Source organism: Synechococcus sp. CCY 9618 (genome assembly GCF_019038415.1).
Classification (GTDB): domain Bacteria; phylum Cyanobacteriota; class Cyanobacteriia; order PCC-6307; family Cyanobiaceae; genus Cyanobium.
This window is the reverse complement of sequence record NZ_JAFKRG010000058.1, coordinates 1-15,140: the sequence shown is the minus strand read 5'-3', so window position 1 is coordinate 15,140 and position 15,140 is coordinate 1. Positions and strand designations below refer to the sequence as shown.

The window sequence follows — 15,140 nt, the reverse complement described above, 5'->3', positions numbered from 1 at the left end:
ACAGGGGGCCGGTGCGTTCCTGCTGGCCGCGCATTCGCTCAGTGCCGTTAGGCCATTCTCCCGCGGCTGAGCTGGTTTTTCAGCAGCCTCCTAGGCGGGCTGCAGTTCCCGGGTGGCTTCGCGGGATCCTTCGGGCGGCTCCGGAGGCAGGGCGGCCAGCTGATCCTGGATCTCCCGGGTCACCACGCCGCGGTACTCCTGGAAGTGCTCGTTGTGGGCGAGGGTGACCAGGAACTGCTCCAGGTTGTCGGGGTTGCGGCGGGCGATGGTGAACAGGGAACTCCAGAAGCGGCCACGGGTGTCGCGCTTCAGGCCCTGACGCCAGATCACGATCAGCAGCGCACGGACGTCGGTCCAGCTGGGCAGAGTCGCCTTGCCGAAGGCTGCCGCCGGTACATATTTCTGCCAGCGGGGCTGACCCATCTTGAGGTAGTAGTGCTTCACCCGGTCGATGTAGGCGTTCGGTTCGTACAGACGACAGAACGCATCCACGTACTCGTTGGCGATCTGGCGGATCGGCCGGGTGGGCACGAAGTTGAGCAGGTTGGTCTGGTTGACACCCTTGGCGTCGGTCTTTTCCTGGACCAGCCGGCCTTCCTTCTCGAGGCGGTGCCAGAGACCCGTGTTGGGCAGGGCCTGCAGCATGCCCATCATCGCGGCGGGGATGCCGGTGCGGCTCACGAATTCCACGATCCGATCGCCGGCGCCGGCTTTCTCGCCATCGAAGCCGATGATGAAGCCCGCCATCACCCGGATGCCGTAGGAGGTGATCCTGTCGACGGATTCCTCCAGGGAGCTGCGGGTGTTCTGGAGTTTGCCAGCGGTTTGGAGGCTCGCCTCATCGGGGGTCTCGATGCCCAGGAAGACGCTGTCGAAGCGGGCCTCGGCCATCATCAGCATCATCTCGTCGTCGGAGGCGAGATCCACCGAGGCCTCGGTGGCGAAGCTGAAGGGGTAGCCGTGCTCGATCTGCCAGCGCTTGATCTCAGGCAGCAGCAGCTTGGCGTTGCGCTTGTTGCCGATGAAGTTGTCATCGACGAGGAAGATCGAGCGGCGCCAGCCCAGGTCGTACAGGTACTGGAGTTCGGCCACCAGCTGCTGGGGGGCCTTGGTGCGGGGCTTTCTGCCGTAGAGCACGATGATGTCGCAGAACTCGCACTGGAACGGGCAGCCGCGGGAGAACTGCACCGACATCGAGTCGTAGGCCTCCAGTTCGAGCAGATCGAAGCGGGGGATGGGGGTGCCGGTCACGTCCGGCTTCTCGCCGTTGGAACTGAACCGGCCCTGGCGGTCGCCGCGCTCGATCGCCTCGATGAACATCGGCAGGGTGATCTCCCCTTCATCAAGCACCTTGAAGTCAGCCAACTGCAGTTCGGGGGCGTCCGGGGTGGAGCTGGCGAAGGGGCCGCCCACGGCCACCGGCAGGCCCCGTTGCTTGGCCCTGGCGATCTGGGCGGCCATGTCCGCCTTCTGGACGATCATCCCCGAGATCACCACCAGCTCCGCCCAGTCCCATTCGGCTTCCGTCACCTCGCGGACGTTGCGGTCGACCAGCTTCATCTCCCAGGTCTGGGGCAGCAAAGCCGCCACGGTGACCAAGCCGAGCGGTGGCAGGAGCACCTTGCGATTCACCAGCTCGAGAATCTTTTCGTAGCTCCAGAACGTCTTCGGGAATTCCGGATAGATAAAGAGAGTGCGCATGCTGGAGGTGCGTTGCGGAGGGGCCTGGGGTGCTAGCGCGGCGGAGGGGCTGGAGACGGGAGCAGGCTCCGGGGTGCCGCAACACTAGGTGGTTTCAGGTTGGGCGGAAGGTTTTGTCTGTCGCCCCTGCTCGAAGCTGGGGCGTCGGATCCTCTGCTGTAATGACTGGGTTCTTCGCAGCAGCGGCCGTGGGTGTGGTCATTTATCTGGGGCTGGTCGGCGGGGGGCTCACCGCCGCGTTCCTGGCCACCGTCGTGCTCAAGGGCGTCAAGCTGATCTGAGTCGCAGGGAGCCTCTGCGGCCCAGCTCCAGCACGCCGATCACCAGGCCCAGGCCGCCGAGCAGGGCGAACGTGGCGTGCAGCCCCACGGTCATCGCCAGGGTGGCTGCCACCAGGCCGCTGACCCCGCCGCCGCCGAGGAAGGCGATCTGTCCCAGGCCGGCCATGCGGCCCCGAAGGGCCATGGGGGACCCCACCTGGAGGATCAGGCTGGATCCCGCCAGCAGGCCGGCTGTGCCGGCCCCGATCAGAAAGGTCATGGCCAGGGCGATGCTGCTTCCGGAGGCCGCCGCCATGCCCAGCTGGGCCAGGGCCACCGTCACGGCGCAGGTTCCCAGCAGCAGCACCGGCCGTTCGCTGAAGGCCACGCTGTTGCGCTGCAGCGCCACACCGCCGCAGATGCTGCCGGCCGCCAGCACGCTGGTGAACAGCCCCAGGGCCTGGGGGGAGGGGCCGACCACTTCGGCCGCGATCAGGGGGGCCAGGCCGGGATGGAAGAAGCCCACCAGGCAGGCCACGGTGGTGAAACGCAGCACGTGCCGCAGGGTTGAGCCGCAGCCCCGCCAGGCGGCCCCGAGGCTGGCGCCGGCCCCGCCGGCACTGCGCTGCTCCAGCTCCCGGTGGGGCCGCAGCAGCCAGATCACGGTGGCGATCGGCACCAGATAGGACGCGGCGTCGATCGCCAGGGCCATGGCGGGGCCGGAGAGGGCCACGAGCCAGCCCCCGAGGGGCGGTCCCACCAGCTTGCCCACGTTGAACACCACCGAAAAGCTGGCCAGGTAGGGCGCCACCTCCTCGGGCCGATCCACCAGCAGGGAGCAGTACTTGCTGCGGGCCGTCAGCTCGAAGGAGCTGGAGACGCCCACCACCAGGGTGCTCAGCAGCAGCACCACCACCTGGCTCACCCCCTGGAGGAGGGGGATGGCCAGGGCTCCGAGGACTGCCCCGCCGAACAGCCCCCACTGGGAGCGGATCAGCATGGTTTCGCAGCCCAGACGGTCGGTCAGCACCCCTGCCCGGCCGCTCACCGCCAGGCTGGGCAGGGCCAGGGCGGCGAAGTGCAGGGCGAGGAGCAGGGGATTGCCGGTTCCCGCCATCAGGATCCAGCCCTTGGCGGTCAGTCCGGCGAAGGACCCGGAGGTGCTCAGGCCGGAGGCCACCAGGAAGAGAGGACGCTGGTGGCGGTGCAGCCAGAGGCCGCCTGGGCCGGGGCTCAAGCCGGACTCCCCGTGGCGGCTCGGGCCTCGCCCACCATCGCGGCGGCCCCCACCACCTCGCCGCGCAGGTCGTAGGTGTCGGCCGCGGTGATCCGCACCGGCACCATCGTGCCGGGGCCCGCGCAGAGCCCTCCTTCACCCGGGCTGACCCGCACTTCACCGTCCACCTCCGGGGCGAAGCGGGCGCAGCGGCCCAGCATCTCGCCGCTGGAGGGGTTGTCCTGCTCGATCAGCACGTCCACGATGCGCCCCACCCAGGCGGCGTTGCGGTCGGCGGCGATCGGCTGCTGCAGGGCCATCAGCCGGTCGCGCCGCTCGGCGGCCACCGCGGCGGGTACGGGGTCGGCCAGGTCGGCGGCGGCGGTGCCCTCCTCGGGGGAGAAGCTGAAGACTCCAACGTGGTCGAAGCGCTGCCCGGCCACGAAGTCGAGCAGGTGCTCGAAGTGCGCTTCGGTCTCACCGGGGAAGCCGACGATGAAGGTTGTGCGCAGCACCGCATCGGGCAGCCGCTGCCGGATCCGGTCCAGAAGGGCGCCGTTGACCCCGGTCTGCCAGGGACGGTTCATGGCCCGCAGCACTTCGGGGTGGCTGTGCTGCAGCGGCAGATCCAGGTAGGGCAGCACGTTGGGCACGTCCCGGTAGGCGGCCAGCACGGCGTCGGTGAGGCCGGTGGGGTAGGCGTAGTGCACCCGGATCCAGGGGATCTCCACCTCCCCCAGGGCCCGCAGCAGGTCGTCGAGCCGGGGTTTGCCGTAGAGATCAAGCCCGTAGTTGGTGGTGATCTGGCTGATCAGAATCAGCTCCTTCACCCCCTGCTCCGCCAGCTGACGGGCCTCCGCCACGATCGATTCGATCGGGCGGGATCGCTGGTCGCCCCGCAGTTTCGGGATGATGCAGAAGGCGCAGCGGTAGTCGCAGCCCTCGGCCACCTTGAGGTAGGCCACCGCTTCCGATGTTGTGCGGTAGCGGGGCAGGTGTTCGTCGCCCACGAAGGTGGGCACCGGGCTCACCCGGTTCACCCGCTCGCCCGCCTCGACCCGCTCAAGCACCTCCACGATGTGCTGGTAGTCGCCGGTGCCGACGATCGCCCGTGCCTCCGGCAGGGACTCCAGCAGTTCCTGCTGGAAGTGCTGGGCCAGGCAGCCGGCGATGATCAGGTCCTTGCCCTGTTCGGCCAGTTCCACCAGGGTGCGCACCGATTCGGCGCGGGCCTCCTGGATGAAGCTGCAGGTGTTGACCACCACCACCCGGGCGTCGTTCTCGTCGGCGCTGACGCCGTAGCCCGCCTGGGCGAGCAGGCCGAGCATGTGCTCGGTATCCACGCGGTTCTTCTCACAACCCAGGTGGGTGAAGGCCACGGTGGGCCGTTCGTGGCTGGGCTGGGGGGGCATGGCGGGGTGGAATGGAGGTCGGAGTCGGGAGGCTGGGGCTGGCCCGGTGGGCGGAAAGCGCCTCTGTCCACCCTATGCAACCCCCCTGCGGCTGCGAGAATCGGCCCACGTCTCACTTGCCCTTGTGACATCCACCCGTCTCGCCAGTCGCCTCACGAGTCGCCGTCGCACGGAGCCCGGTCGTCGCTGGGTCCGGGTGGTGATGGCCGTGCTGGCCACCATCGGCGTCATCGACACCGGCGCCATCACCCTCAAGCGTTGGGGGGTGCTGGGCGGGCTCACCTGCCCCGGGGGGGCCGAGGGCTGCGACAAGGTGCTCAACAGCCCCTGGGGCAGTGTCTTCGGTCAGCCCCTCTCCCTGTTCGGCTTCCTGGCCTACGGCGCGGTGCTGCTGATGGCGGTGCTGCCCCTGGTGCTGAAGGGTGAGACCCGCACCAACCTGAATCGGCTCAGCTGGTGGGGGCTGTTTCTGACCAGTGCCGGCATGGCGGTCTTCAGCCTGGTGCTGATCGGGGTGATGACCTTCCAGATCAAGGCGTTCTGCACCTTCTGCCTGCTCTCGGCCCTGCTGAGCGTCTCGTTGTTCGTGCTCAGCCTGATCGGCGGTGAGTGGGAGGACACCGGGGCGCTGATTTTCCGCGGCGTTCTCACCATCCTGGCCGTGGGCCTGATCGGCCTTGGCTGGGCCACCTCCCTGAACCGGCCCGAGTCGGCCACGGGCCCCGGGATGCCCATCCCCGTCAGATCCGCCAGCACCCCCGCCACCCTGGCCCTGGCCGAGCACCTCACGGACTCCGGCGCCGTGATGTACTCGGCCTACTGGTGCCCCCACTGCCACGACCAGAAGGAATTGTTCGGCAAGGAGGCCACCAAGAAGCTCAAGATCGTCGAGTGCGCCCCCGATGGCCGCAACAACCAGGCCGACCTCTGCGCGGCCAAGAAGATCGAGGGCTTTCCCACCTGGGAGATCAAGGGCAAGCTCGATTCCGGCCAGAAATCCCTCGCTCAGCTGGCCCAGTTGAGTGGCTACGAGGGATCCCTGCCCAACTGAGACCGGCCCACCTACCGGCCCACCTACCGGCCCACTGCCACGGTGTGCGGGGGCTGGCCCCTCCGCTGCAGGGTGTGACGCTGCCAGAAGGGCTGGGAAATCGGTGCATCGGTGCGGTGATGGCCGCCGCGGCTCTCCCTGCGGAAGCTGGCGGCCTCCATCAGCAGTTCCGCCAGCACCAGCCGCTGGCGCAGATCCTGCAGCAGCAGCAGACGCCGGCTCTGGTCGGTTGTGAGCCGCAGTTCCTGATCCGGCGGCAGATCGTGGGCCCACCGCAGCAGGGGTGAGCGTTCATGACCTGACCGTTCGCTGCGCACCCGGCGCAGGGCTTTTTCCAGATCCACCCCCCGCCGCTCCACGCCGGCCACCTGCCAGCACAGCCGACGCAGCTCACCGATCGCCGTGACCAGGGCCGTTTCATCGGGGCTCTCCGTCGCGTCGGGCTGGGGCGGCCCGGGGCTGGCGGGTGGTGCCGAAGCCAGCGGTTGCAACTGCAGCTGGCGCAGCCGGCGGGCGAAGACGAGACATTCCATCAACGAGTTGCTGGCCAGGCGGTTCGCGCCGTGCACCCCGGTGCTGGCCACCTCCCCCACCGCGTAGAGGCCCGGCAGGCTGGTGGCGGCCTGGAGGTCGGTGCCGATGCCCCCCATCCAGTAGTGAGCTGCCGGGGCCACGGGAATCGGTGCCTCGCGTGGGGCCAGGCCCAGCTCCCGGCAGCGACGCAGGATCGTCGGAAACTGCTTCTCCAGCCGCTCGCGGCCCACCGGCCGCAGGTCGAGCCACAGATGGGTCACCCCCTGCTCCGCCATGCAGCGGGCCAGGGCGCGACTCACCTGATCGCGCGGGGCCAGATCGCCTCCCTCCAGCCGGGCCACGGGGGAGCGGCCGGCCCCGTCATGGAGCCGGGCTCCCTCGCCGCGCACCGCTTCACTGATCAAAAAGTGGGGGGCATCCGGCAGCATCAGGGCCGTGGGATGGAACTGCACGAACTCCAGGTCCCGCACCGCGGCTCCAGCGCTCCAGGCCATGGCCACCCCGTCGCCGCTGGCCTGGGCGGGGTTGGTGGTGTGGGCGAAGAGATGGCCGCCGCCTCCGGTGGCCAGCACCACGGCGCCGGCGCGCAGCCAGCGAAGGCGATTCCCCTCGAGCACCTGCAGTCCGACGCAGCAGCCGTTCTCGACCCACAGCTGCAGGGCGGGAATGCCCTTGCGTTGCTCCAGGCCGGGCCGACGTCGCACCTCCCTCTCCAGGGCATCCACCAGGGCACCGCCGGTGCGGTCCTGGGCGTGCAGCACCCGGCGATGGCTGTGGGCCGCCTCCAGGGTGGTGCTCAGGCCCTGGGGCGTGCGGTCGAAGGCCATACCCAGCTGCACCAGCCGTTCCACACAGGCAGGAGCCTCACGCACGAGCACCTCCACCGCCTCCGGATCGCACAGGCCGGCGCCGGCCTTCAGGGTGTCGTCGATGTGGCTGGCGAAGCTGTCGTCGGCTCCGGTCACGGCGGCGATGCCGCCCTGGGCCCAGCGGCTGGCGGAGGGGGGACTGCTGGATTTGCTCAGCAGCAGCACCTTCAGTTCGGGGGGCAGCTCCAGGCAGCTCATCAGACCGGCGGCCCCACTTCCCACCACCACCACGTCCCAGTGGGAGGCCATCAGCGGATCCGTCTCATCCAAGCGGTTGGCTCACCCCGTAGCACCCTGCATCGTGCAGGAGAGCCTATGGGAAGGGCCGCTGGCGCCAGCGGTCCATAAAAAAACCGCCGCAGGCGCGGCGGTCGGAGCTGAAGCCAGCCAAGGGAGGGTTCAGCGGTAGACGCCGTCATTGATGCGATCGAACCCTTCGTTGAGGGCGATCGCCGGAGGCGTGACGGTGAAGTTGTCCTTGTACTTGTTGAACATCTCCCTCTGGCGGTCGGTGAGGTCGAGGTTGAGCACGTCGTCGACGCTGTCGTACGGACCCCCCAGAACGATCTTGCCGGCCAGGGTCGGATACATGCCGGGATACTGCTGGAAGCGGCGCACCGAAGCGTTGTTGAGGTCGACCTTGCCGCCGCTCTCGGCGATCTTGTCGTCGATCTCGTTGCGGAGCTCCGCAGCAAAGGCGGCATCGGGCAGAAGCAGGGTGACCAGCAGACCGGCCAGAACCACACCACTCATCAGCCAGGCAAGCAGCCGCTTCATCACGACACTCCGTTGGGAATAGAAACCAGGGCACCCTGGCAGGGCCAGGGTGATGATCCTGCGGATCACCAGGCCAACGTTACAGAACGTCCTCCGGTCCCTCTCCCTCGGGCGAAGGGCGTTTGCAGTTCTTCAGATCAGGCCGCTGAGCTGGGGAGCCAGCAGGGAGGCTGCCAGAAACAGGGCGTCGACCCCCAGGGTGGTCGCCAGGGCGGCAGCGCCCACCCGCCAGGGGCCGCCCCGGCGCCAGAGCCGCAGGCCGATCCCCACCAGCAGGCTGGCGGCGAGGCTGACGAGGGTGAGGGGCCAGGGTTGCAGCACCCGGAGGGCGGCGCTCTGGAGCAGCAGGGGCGCCTCGGTGAGCGGGGCATTGAGCACCTGGGGCCAGAGGTCCATCAGGCCCGCCGCCGCGATCACCCCATCGGTGGTGGCGGTGCCCAGCAGGGAGCCCAGATAGAAGGCACCGGCCAGGCGCCAGCGGCCACCAAGGCCCGCCACCGCCAGGGGCAGGGCGAAGGCCTCCACGGGCAGATGCAGGGCCGGGTGGAGCCGGCACCACCCCCAGAACAGGCATCCCCCCAGCCAGCTGCCGCTGAAGCCCACCAGGAGCACACCCAGCTCCTGCCACTGGCCCCGGCCATGGCGCTCCAGCAGCAGGGCGATGGCCACCAGGGGAATCGTGAACAGAGCCGCTGCCATGGGGGCGGACCGCACCCAGGGGGCCTGCAGGAAGACAGGCACCGTCACAAGGAGAGCGGCCGTCAGGGGGAGCACGGCGGCGGCCGGAAGCGAACCGATCCGCAGGAGCGGAGCGGCCGCGGTGGTGGATGGAAGGGTGGGAGGAACCCCGAGCACCTGGTTATGAAGAAAGGTATCCAACCTTAAGGGGCGGGACGGGTGGTCCCGTGACCCGTCCCGCCATAAGGTCGCCCCAGTATCGGCTCCATCCATGCCGCTGGTCGCCTCGAGCGCCCCCCTGCCCCTGGCCGAGGCGTGTTGGCATGCCCTGGTGCTGGGAATCGTTCAGGGGCTGACGGAATTCCTGCCGATCAGCAGCACGGCCCACCTGAAAGTGGTGCCGGTGCTGCTGGGCTGGGGCGATCCGGGCGTGGCGTTCACAGCGGTGATCCAGCTGGGCAGCATCGCCGCCGTACTCGCCTACTTCCGCATGGATCTGGCCGAAGTGGGCAACGGGGTGGCCCGGGCCTTCCGCCATGGCCAGTGGCGCGATCCATCGGCCCAGCTGGGACTTGCCATCACCTTTGGCACCGTGCCGATCCTGCTCGCTGGTCTGGCCATCAAGGTCTTGGTGCCCGACTACGAGAACTCCCCCCTGCGCAGTCTGGAGGCCATCGCCATCGTCTCGATCGTGATGGCCCTGCTGCTGGCGGTGGCGGAGCTGGTGGGTGGCCGCCGTCGTCGCATTGAGGAGGTCACTCCCCGCGACGGGCTGCTGGTGGGCCTGGCCCAGACCCTCGCCCTGATTCCGGGTGTCTCCCGCTCCGGCAGCACGCTGACGGCGGCCCTCTTCGATGGCTGGAACCGCGCCGACGCCGCCCGTTTCTCGTTCCTGCTCGGCATTCCCGCCATCACCCTGGCCGGACTGGTGGAACTCAAGGCGGCCTTCGGTTCGGTACAGAACGGCGGGGTGATTCCCATGCTGGTCGGCATCGCCGCGGCGGCGGTGGTCTCCTGGCTGGCGATCGCCTGGCTGCTCCGCTACCTGCAGCAGAACAGCACCTGGATCTTCGTCGTCTACCGGCTCCTGTTCGGTCTGGTGATCCTGCTCGGCTTCCGCGGCCTGGCGGAGATCGCGCCCTGAGCGGGCCGGGCCGTCACACTGGAGACCTGACCCTTTGCCGTTGCCGTACCCCCTGTGTGGAAGGAGCCCTCCGCCGGTCTTGTCGCGGCCGCCAGCCAGCCCCAGCCCGCGGTGGTGGCCACGGTGGAGCAGGGCTCCATTGCCGAGCAACTGGGCTTCCAGCCCGGTGACCGGCTGTGCAGCATCAATGGAGTGCGCCCTCGGGACCTGATTGACGTGCAGGTGCTCCAGGCGGAGGAGGAGCTGGTTCTGGAGGTGGAGGATCCCGACGGCACCCGTCACGTGCTGGAGCTGGAGAAGGATCTCGACGAAGGGCTCGGACTGGGTTTCAGCGAAGCCCTGTTCGATGGCCTGCGGCAGTGCAACAACCACTGCCCCTTCTGCTTCATCGACCAGCAGCCGCCGGGGCGCCGCGGCAGCCTCTATCTCAAGGACGACGACTATCGCCTCAGCTTCCTCTACGGCTCCTACCTCACCCTCACCAATCTCACCGCGGCGGACTGGCGCCGCATCGAGGAGCAGCGCCTGTCCCCCCTGTTCGTCTCGGTGCACGCCACCGACCCCGAGCTGCGCAGCCGGCTCCTGGTCAATCCCCGCGCCGCCCTTCTCATGGAGCAGCTGGCCTGGTTCGCCGAGCGGCGCCTCCAGATCCATGCCCAGGTGGTCGTCTGTCCTGGACTGAACGATGGCGAGGCCCTCGAGCGCACCCTCACGGATCTGGCCCGCTTCGGCGCTGGGCCCTGGCCTGCTGTCCTCTCCGCCGCGGTGGTTCCCGTGGGTCTGACCCGCTTCCGTCCCGCAGGCGATGCCCTGCGGCCGGTGGACCGGGACGATGCCCTGGCGGTGATCGAACGGGTGGAGCGCCTGCAGGGCCGATTCCAGGCCAGCACCGGCAGCCGCTTCGCCTGGCTCTCCGATGAGTGGTACCTGATCGCCGGCCAGCCCCTGCCACCACGGGCCAGCTATGAGGACCTGCCTCAGCGGGAGAACGGGGTCGGCAGCATTCGGGGCTTTCTGGAGGAGCTGGAGCGGGCCACCCGCCAGTTGCCCGCAGCGATCAGCACTCCCCGCCGCTGCAGCTGGGTGGTGGGTCGCCTGGTGGCCGGGGCCCTGCAGCCGGTGGTGGAGCGGCTCAACCGGGTCGAGGGGCTGGAGCTGCTGCTCCAGGGTCTGCCGAGTCCCTACTGGGGCCAGGAGCAGGTGGTCACCGGACTGCTCACCGGTGCCGACCTGATCGGCGGGCTGTCAGGCCTTGATCTGGGCGAGGAAGTGCTGCTGCCCCGGGTGATGCTGCGGGAGGGGCAGGAGGTGTTCCTCGACGACCTCACCCTTGAGGAGCTGCGCCGGCGACTCCCTGTCCCTGTGCGCCTGCTGGGGGGTGCGGACGATCTGGTGGCCGCCTGCCTCGGCACCCCACGGAGAGATGCTTAAGCTCTGGCGGATGCGAACGATTCCGACGTGAGGCGCCATCCACTCCTGCTCGCGGCACTGGTGGTGCTCCCGTCGGTCTGCGTCGAGGCACGTCCGAGCCGGGCGGAATCCACGCCCACGCCAGCGCCCATTCCCACCCAGACGGCCGCCGGCGACGCCCCCATTCCGGCACTGCCGCCGATTCCCCTGGCTCCGGAAGTGAAGGGATCGAGGCCCAGGTCCAACCCTGCCGTACTGGCGCCGGCCGCCAGGGAACTGCCTGCCGGCCTCAGGGATCTGTCGGCCCCCGATCCCCTGGCCCTGCCGATCCGCCCCTCCCAGGTCCGGATCCGGGAACTGCGTCCCCTCGGCCTGGCCGATGTGGAGACCCTGGTGGAGGTCAACAATCCCCAGCTCAAGGCGATCGCCAGTCAGGTGGAGCAGGCCCAGTCGGCCCTGCGGGCCCAGATCGCCCTCTGGTATCCCACGATTCAGCTGAACGCCAACAACCTGCCGACCTACTCCGGCGGTGAGCAGTTCAGCAGCGCCTTCACAGGCACCGGTCAGCCGGCCGGCAACACGATCACCAGCATCTGGCGGATGCAGGCGGTGCTCCAGGCCAGCTGGGGCCTGATCAATCCGACCCGTACGCCCCAGATCGCCGAGGCACGCGATCTCTTCGAGCAGGCCAAGAACCAGTACCTGATCGGCCTGCGGGATCTCCGCCTCCAGGCGGCCCTGGCGTTCTTCGATCTCCAGGTCTCCGACGAGACGGTTCGGATCGGTCAGGAGTCCGTGCGCTCCTCCCTGGTGAGCCTGCGGGACGCCAAGGCCCGTTTCCAGGCCGGCGTGGCCACCAAGCTGGAGGTGCTCGAGGCCGAAACCCAGCTGGCCCGTGATCAGCAGGTGCTCACCCAGGGTCTGGCCGACCAGGCCACGGCCCGGCGCACCCTGGCGGCCCTTCTGGATCTTCCTCAGGACATCACCCCCACCTCCAAGGAACCTTCCCGGGTGGTGGGCACCTGGCTTCCCTCCCTGCAGGAGAGCATCATCGCGGCCTATGCCTTCCGCGAGGAACTGGACAATGTGCTGCTCGACATCTCCATCGCCAACAGCAGGGCGAACACCGCCCTGGGCGCATCCCAGCCGTTTCTGAACATCGCTTACAGCCTCACAGGGGGGCGCACCAGGGGCTTTCAGTTCTCCAATCCCGGCACGTCCGGGGTCAACTTCAGCAACGAGAGCTGGTCGGTCGACAACACCGTGGGGCTGAATTTCAACTGGACCCTGTTCGATGGAGGTGCCGCACGGGCCAATTACCGACGCCAGAAGCAGGTGGCCGAGCAGAACACCTACCAGTTCGCCCAGCAGCGCGATTCCATCCGCAATGACGTGGAGAGGAGCTTCTATGAACTCGAAAAGAACAACCGCAACATCACCACCACCTCCCGGGAGGTGATCTCCACCAGGGAGTCCCTGCGCCTGGCCAGGCTGCGGTTCCAGGCCGGGGTCACCACCCAGAGGGAGGTGGTGGACACCCAGCGGGACCTCACCCAGGCCGAGGTGCGCTGGTCCACCGCCATCTCGGATTACAACAAGGCCCTGGCCCAGCTGCGCCGCTTCACCGGGCTTGATCAGATCGGTCTGTGCCAGCGACCGGACCTGCCGGCCACCAGCCCGCGGACGGCGGGCTCGGCGGACATCCCGGTGGAGCCCCAGCCCCTGGTGCCGGCCTGTCGGGCGGGCAGTCCCACCGGGCCCGCTTCGCTGCCACCTGGGTCCTGACCCCCGTTGTCGGCCCTCGTCCGCCCCGGTCTCACCCTCCCCGCCACCCTGCGGCTCGGCCTCTTCCAGGGATGCCTGGGATGTCTGGCGGTGATCTTCTCCGGCCTGCTCAACCGGATCATGCTCAGTGAACTGGCCTTCCCCGGCCTGCTGGTGGGGGGTGCCCTGGCCTTCGAGCAGTTCGTGGCCCCGTCCCGGGTGCTGTTCGGCCAGATCTCCGATGCCCATCCCCTGGGATCCCGCCACCGCGTCCCTTATGTGCTGATGGGGACGGCCCTGTTCTGTGGGCTGGCCGTGTCGTCGGTGCCGCTGATCTTCCGCGTCGGACGGCTGCTGGAGACGGGGGCCCAGCCCGGCATCACCTTCGGCATCGCCGCCCTCTGCGGGCTGTTCGCCCTTTATGGCCTGGCGGTCTCCCTGGCCACCACTCCCTATCTGGCCCTGGTGATCGACCGCACCAGCGAGCGGGAACGGCCCCGGGCGGTGGGCGTCATCTGGTGCATGCTCACGGTCGGCATCGTCATCGGAGCGATCGCCATCGGCCTCAGCCTCCGCTCCCTCGACGGCGTCGACGATCCGGTGCTGCTGGAGTCCACCCTTTTCCGCTTCATGGCGATCGTGGCGGTGGTGGTGATGCTGCTCACCGTGCTGGCCACCTGGGGAATGGAATCCTGCGTCGAGGAGCGGCCCGCGGCCACGGCCGGACGAGACGATGGCATCGGTCTGGGCCAGTCCTGGGCGCTGATCACCTCCAGCCGGCAGGTGCTGATCTTCTTCGGCTTCCTGATCCTGTTCACCCTCGCCCTGTTCCTGCAGGATCCCGTGCTCGAAAGCTACGGCGCCCAGGTGTTCGCCATGCCCATCGCCGCCACCGCCCAGCTCAATGCCTTCTGGGGTGTGGGCACCCTGGCGGGCCTGCTGATCGCCGGACTCTGGGTGGTGCCTCGGCTCGGGAAGATGGCCACCGCCCGCCTGGGCTGCCAGCTGATCGCCCTGTCCCTGCTGCTGCTGCTCCTGTCCGGACTGACGGCCCGGGTTCCCTTCCTGCAGGCCGTGATGGTGCTGTTCGGCCTGGCAGCCGGTATCGGCACCAACAGTGCCCTGTGCCTCATGCTCGATCTCACCCTGCCCCAGGCCGCTGGCACCTTCGTCGGCGTCTGGGGTATGGCCCAGGCCCTGTCGCGGGCGATCGGCAAGCTGCTCGGCGGCGGCCTCTACGACATCGGCCGATCCCTGCCCCTTGGGGACGGCCCCTACGGCCCCTTCGCCCTGGTGCTCGCCGTCGAACTGCTGGTGGCCCTGGCGGCCCTGCTGCTGCTCAGCCGCGTCAACGTGCGCCAGTTCCGGGAGGACACCTCCCGCAGCCTCAGCCGGGTGCTGGCGATGGAACTCGGATGACGCCCCTTTCCCTGGCCGGCCTTGATCCCCGTCTGGAGGCGCTGATCGATCGGGTCGCCGAGCGCCAGCGGGCGGAGTTCGGCCACTGTGAGCCCGATCTCAAGGCGGATGGATCCTTCGTCACCGCCTGCGACCGCTGGAGTGACCTCACCCTGGTCGAGGGCCTGGCGGAACTGTTTCCGGGGGAAGGGGTTCTCAGCGAGGAGGGCAGGCAGCTGGTGCCGGCGACACCCGCCTACTGGGTGGTGGATCCCCTTGATGGCACCACCAATTTCGCCGCCGGCATTCCCTACTGGGCCATCTCGCTGGCCCGCTTCGTGGATGGCGTGCCGGTGCTGGCCATTCTTGACGTGCCCCCGCTGCGACAGCGGATCGTGGCGATCCGGGGGGCAGGAGCCTGGCGCAACGGCAAGCGGATCCCACCCCCTTCCCTGCAACGGCACAACGCCGGTTGCGCGTCCCTCTGCAGCCGCTCGATCCGGGTGCTCCAGAAGCTTCCTGACCGCCCGTTCCCCGGCAAGATCCGGTTGCTGGGCGTGGCCAGCCTGAATCTGGTCTCGGTGGCCATGGGCCAGACCATGGCAGCCCTGGAGGCGACTCCGAAGATCTGGGACCTGGCGGCGGCCTGGCTGGTGCTGGAGGAGCTGGGCTGCCCGCTGCGCTGGCTCGGCGACAGCCCGGGGCATCTGCAGGTGGGCAAGGACCTGGGCCAGAGAAACTTTCCGCTGCTGGTGGCCGACCGTCAGGAGACGCTGGAGCGTTTCATGCCGTGGGCCGAAGCGCTGGAGATCCAGAGGGTGGTGTGAGAGGTGGTATGATTTTGGACTGCGCCCCAGAGAGCGGAAGCTTGAGGGGACGCGGACTTACTGGGACTGAGAGGCGCGAGCCGACGGTGCTGTAAGTTT

At 68.8% G+C, this 15,140-nt stretch carries 13 protein-coding genes; 7 read left to right on the top strand and 6 right to left on the bottom strand.

Annotation, left to right across the window (positions count from 1 at the left end; translation table 11 throughout):
* Window positions 1–90 precede the first annotated feature (90 nt).
* Window positions 91–1,701, bottom strand: a complete 1,611-nt coding sequence (locus KUG41_RS14560) for a B12-binding domain-containing radical SAM protein (protein ID WP_216904936.1) — start codon at window positions 1,699–1,701, stop codon at window positions 91–93.
* Window positions 1,702–1,862: 161 nt separating this feature from the next.
* Here KUG41_RS14560 and KUG41_RS15685 point away from each other — a divergent pair, with 161 nt between their 5' ends.
* On the top strand, window positions 1,863–1,982 hold the full coding sequence (locus KUG41_RS15685) for a cytochrome B6 (RefSeq protein ID WP_254217328.1): 120 nt from the start codon (window positions 1,863–1,865) through the stop codon (window positions 1,980–1,982).
* On the opposite strand, the gene KUG41_RS14555 is transcribed toward KUG41_RS15685, so the two are convergent.
* Together KUG41_RS14555 and rimO are read right to left on the bottom strand one after the other, a co-directional pair.
* The gene (locus KUG41_RS14555; RefSeq protein ID WP_216904935.1) at window positions 1,969–3,198 is read right to left on the bottom strand and encodes an MFS transporter; all 1,230 of its coding nucleotides are present in this window, start codon (window positions 3,196–3,198) and stop codon (window positions 1,969–1,971) included. The genes KUG41_RS15685 and KUG41_RS14555 overlap by 14 nt on opposite strands.
* Window positions 3,195–4,589 (bottom strand): 30S ribosomal protein S12 methylthiotransferase RimO, encoded by a 1,395-nt coding sequence (rimO, locus tag KUG41_RS14550; RefSeq protein WP_216904934.1) that lies wholly within the window; start codon window positions 4,587–4,589, stop codon window positions 3,195–3,197. The genes KUG41_RS14555 and rimO overlap by 4 nt, the downstream gene beginning before the upstream one ends.
* Before the next feature lie 124 nt (window positions 4,590–4,713).
* Here rimO and KUG41_RS14545 point away from each other — a divergent pair, with 124 nt between their 5' ends.
* Window positions 4,714–5,640: a vitamin K epoxide reductase family protein gene (locus KUG41_RS14545; protein WP_216904933.1), complete on the top strand. Its 927-nt coding sequence runs from the start codon at window positions 4,714–4,716 to the stop codon at window positions 5,638–5,640.
* A 23-nt stretch (window positions 5,641–5,663) separates the two neighbouring features.
* Here KUG41_RS14545 and nadB read toward each other — a convergent pair whose 3' ends face one another.
* The 3 genes from nadB to KUG41_RS14530 all read right to left on the bottom strand — a co-directional run bounded on the left by nadB (window position 5,664) and on the right by KUG41_RS14530 (window position 8,675).
* Window positions 5,664–7,292, bottom strand: coding sequence for an L-aspartate oxidase (gene nadB / locus KUG41_RS14540; RefSeq protein ID WP_216904938.1), 1,629 nt, complete (start codon window positions 7,290–7,292; stop codon window positions 5,664–5,666).
* A 150-nt stretch (window positions 7,293–7,442) separates the two neighbouring features.
* Window positions 7,443–7,820, bottom strand: a complete 378-nt coding sequence (gene psbU, locus KUG41_RS14535) for a photosystem II complex extrinsic protein PsbU (RefSeq protein WP_216904932.1) — start codon at window positions 7,818–7,820, stop codon at window positions 7,443–7,445.
* Between the two features lie 132 nt (window positions 7,821–7,952).
* Complete coding sequence (locus KUG41_RS14530; protein ID WP_371734166.1) at window positions 7,953–8,675, bottom strand: DUF3120 domain-containing protein; 723 nt, start codon at window positions 8,673–8,675, stop codon at window positions 7,953–7,955.
* Window positions 8,676–8,769: 94 nt separating this feature from the next.
* Between KUG41_RS14530 and KUG41_RS14525 the strand changes: the two genes are divergently transcribed.
* From KUG41_RS14525 to KUG41_RS14505, 5 genes are read left to right on the top strand one after another with little or no spacing between them, the layout of a single operon-like run.
* Window positions 8,770–9,642 carry an undecaprenyl-diphosphate phosphatase gene (locus tag KUG41_RS14525; RefSeq protein WP_216904930.1) on the top strand — a complete coding sequence of 291 codons (873 nt, stop codon included), beginning with the start codon at window positions 8,770–8,772 and terminating at the stop codon, window positions 9,640–9,642.
* A gap of 54 nt (window positions 9,643–9,696) precedes the next feature.
* Window positions 9,697–11,073 (top strand): TIGR03279 family radical SAM protein, encoded by a 1,377-nt coding sequence (locus KUG41_RS14520; protein WP_216904929.1) that lies wholly within the window; start codon window positions 9,697–9,699, stop codon window positions 11,071–11,073.
* A gap of 27 nt (window positions 11,074–11,100) precedes the next feature.
* Window positions 11,101–12,837: a TolC family protein gene (locus tag KUG41_RS14515; protein WP_371734165.1), complete on the top strand. Its 1,737-nt coding sequence runs from the start codon at window positions 11,101–11,103 to the stop codon at window positions 12,835–12,837.
* Between the two features lie 6 nt (window positions 12,838–12,843).
* Window positions 12,844–14,235 (top strand): BCD family MFS transporter, encoded by a 1,392-nt coding sequence (locus tag KUG41_RS14510; protein ID WP_216904928.1) that lies wholly within the window; start codon window positions 12,844–12,846, stop codon window positions 14,233–14,235.
* On the top strand, window positions 14,232–15,041 hold the full coding sequence (locus tag KUG41_RS14505) for an inositol monophosphatase family protein (RefSeq protein WP_216904927.1): 810 nt from the start codon (window positions 14,232–14,234) through the stop codon (window positions 15,039–15,041). The genes KUG41_RS14510 and KUG41_RS14505 overlap by 4 nt, the downstream gene beginning before the upstream one ends.
* The last annotated feature ends 99 nt before the right edge of the window (window positions 15,042–15,140 follow it).

Excerpts from the sequence above, each read along its gene's own strand:
- KUG41_RS14505 (WP_216904927.1), top strand. The coding sequence starts at position 14,232 with ATGACGCCCCTTTCCCTGGCCGGCCTTGATCCCCGTCTGGAGGCGCTG.
- KUG41_RS14525 (WP_216904930.1), top strand. The coding sequence starts at position 8,770 with ATGCCGCTGGTCGCCTCGAGCGCCCCCCTGCCCCTGGCCGAGGCGTGT.
- psbU (WP_216904932.1), bottom strand. The coding sequence starts at position 7,820 with ATGAAGCGGCTGCTTGCCTGGCTGATGAGTGGTGTGGTTCTGGCCGGT.
- KUG41_RS14560 (WP_216904936.1), bottom strand. The coding sequence starts at position 1,701 with ATGCGCACTCTCTTTATCTATCCGGAATTCCCGAAGACGTTCTGGAGC.
- KUG41_RS15685 (WP_254217328.1), top strand. The coding sequence starts at position 1,863 with ATGACTGGGTTCTTCGCAGCAGCGGCCGTGGGTGTGGTCATTTATCTG.
- rimO (WP_216904934.1), bottom strand. The coding sequence starts at position 4,589 with ATGCCCCCCCAGCCCAGCCACGAACGGCCCACCGTGGCCTTCACCCAC.
- nadB (WP_216904938.1), bottom strand. The coding sequence starts at position 7,292 with ATGGCCTCCCACTGGGACGTGGTGGTGGTGGGAAGTGGGGCCGCCGGT.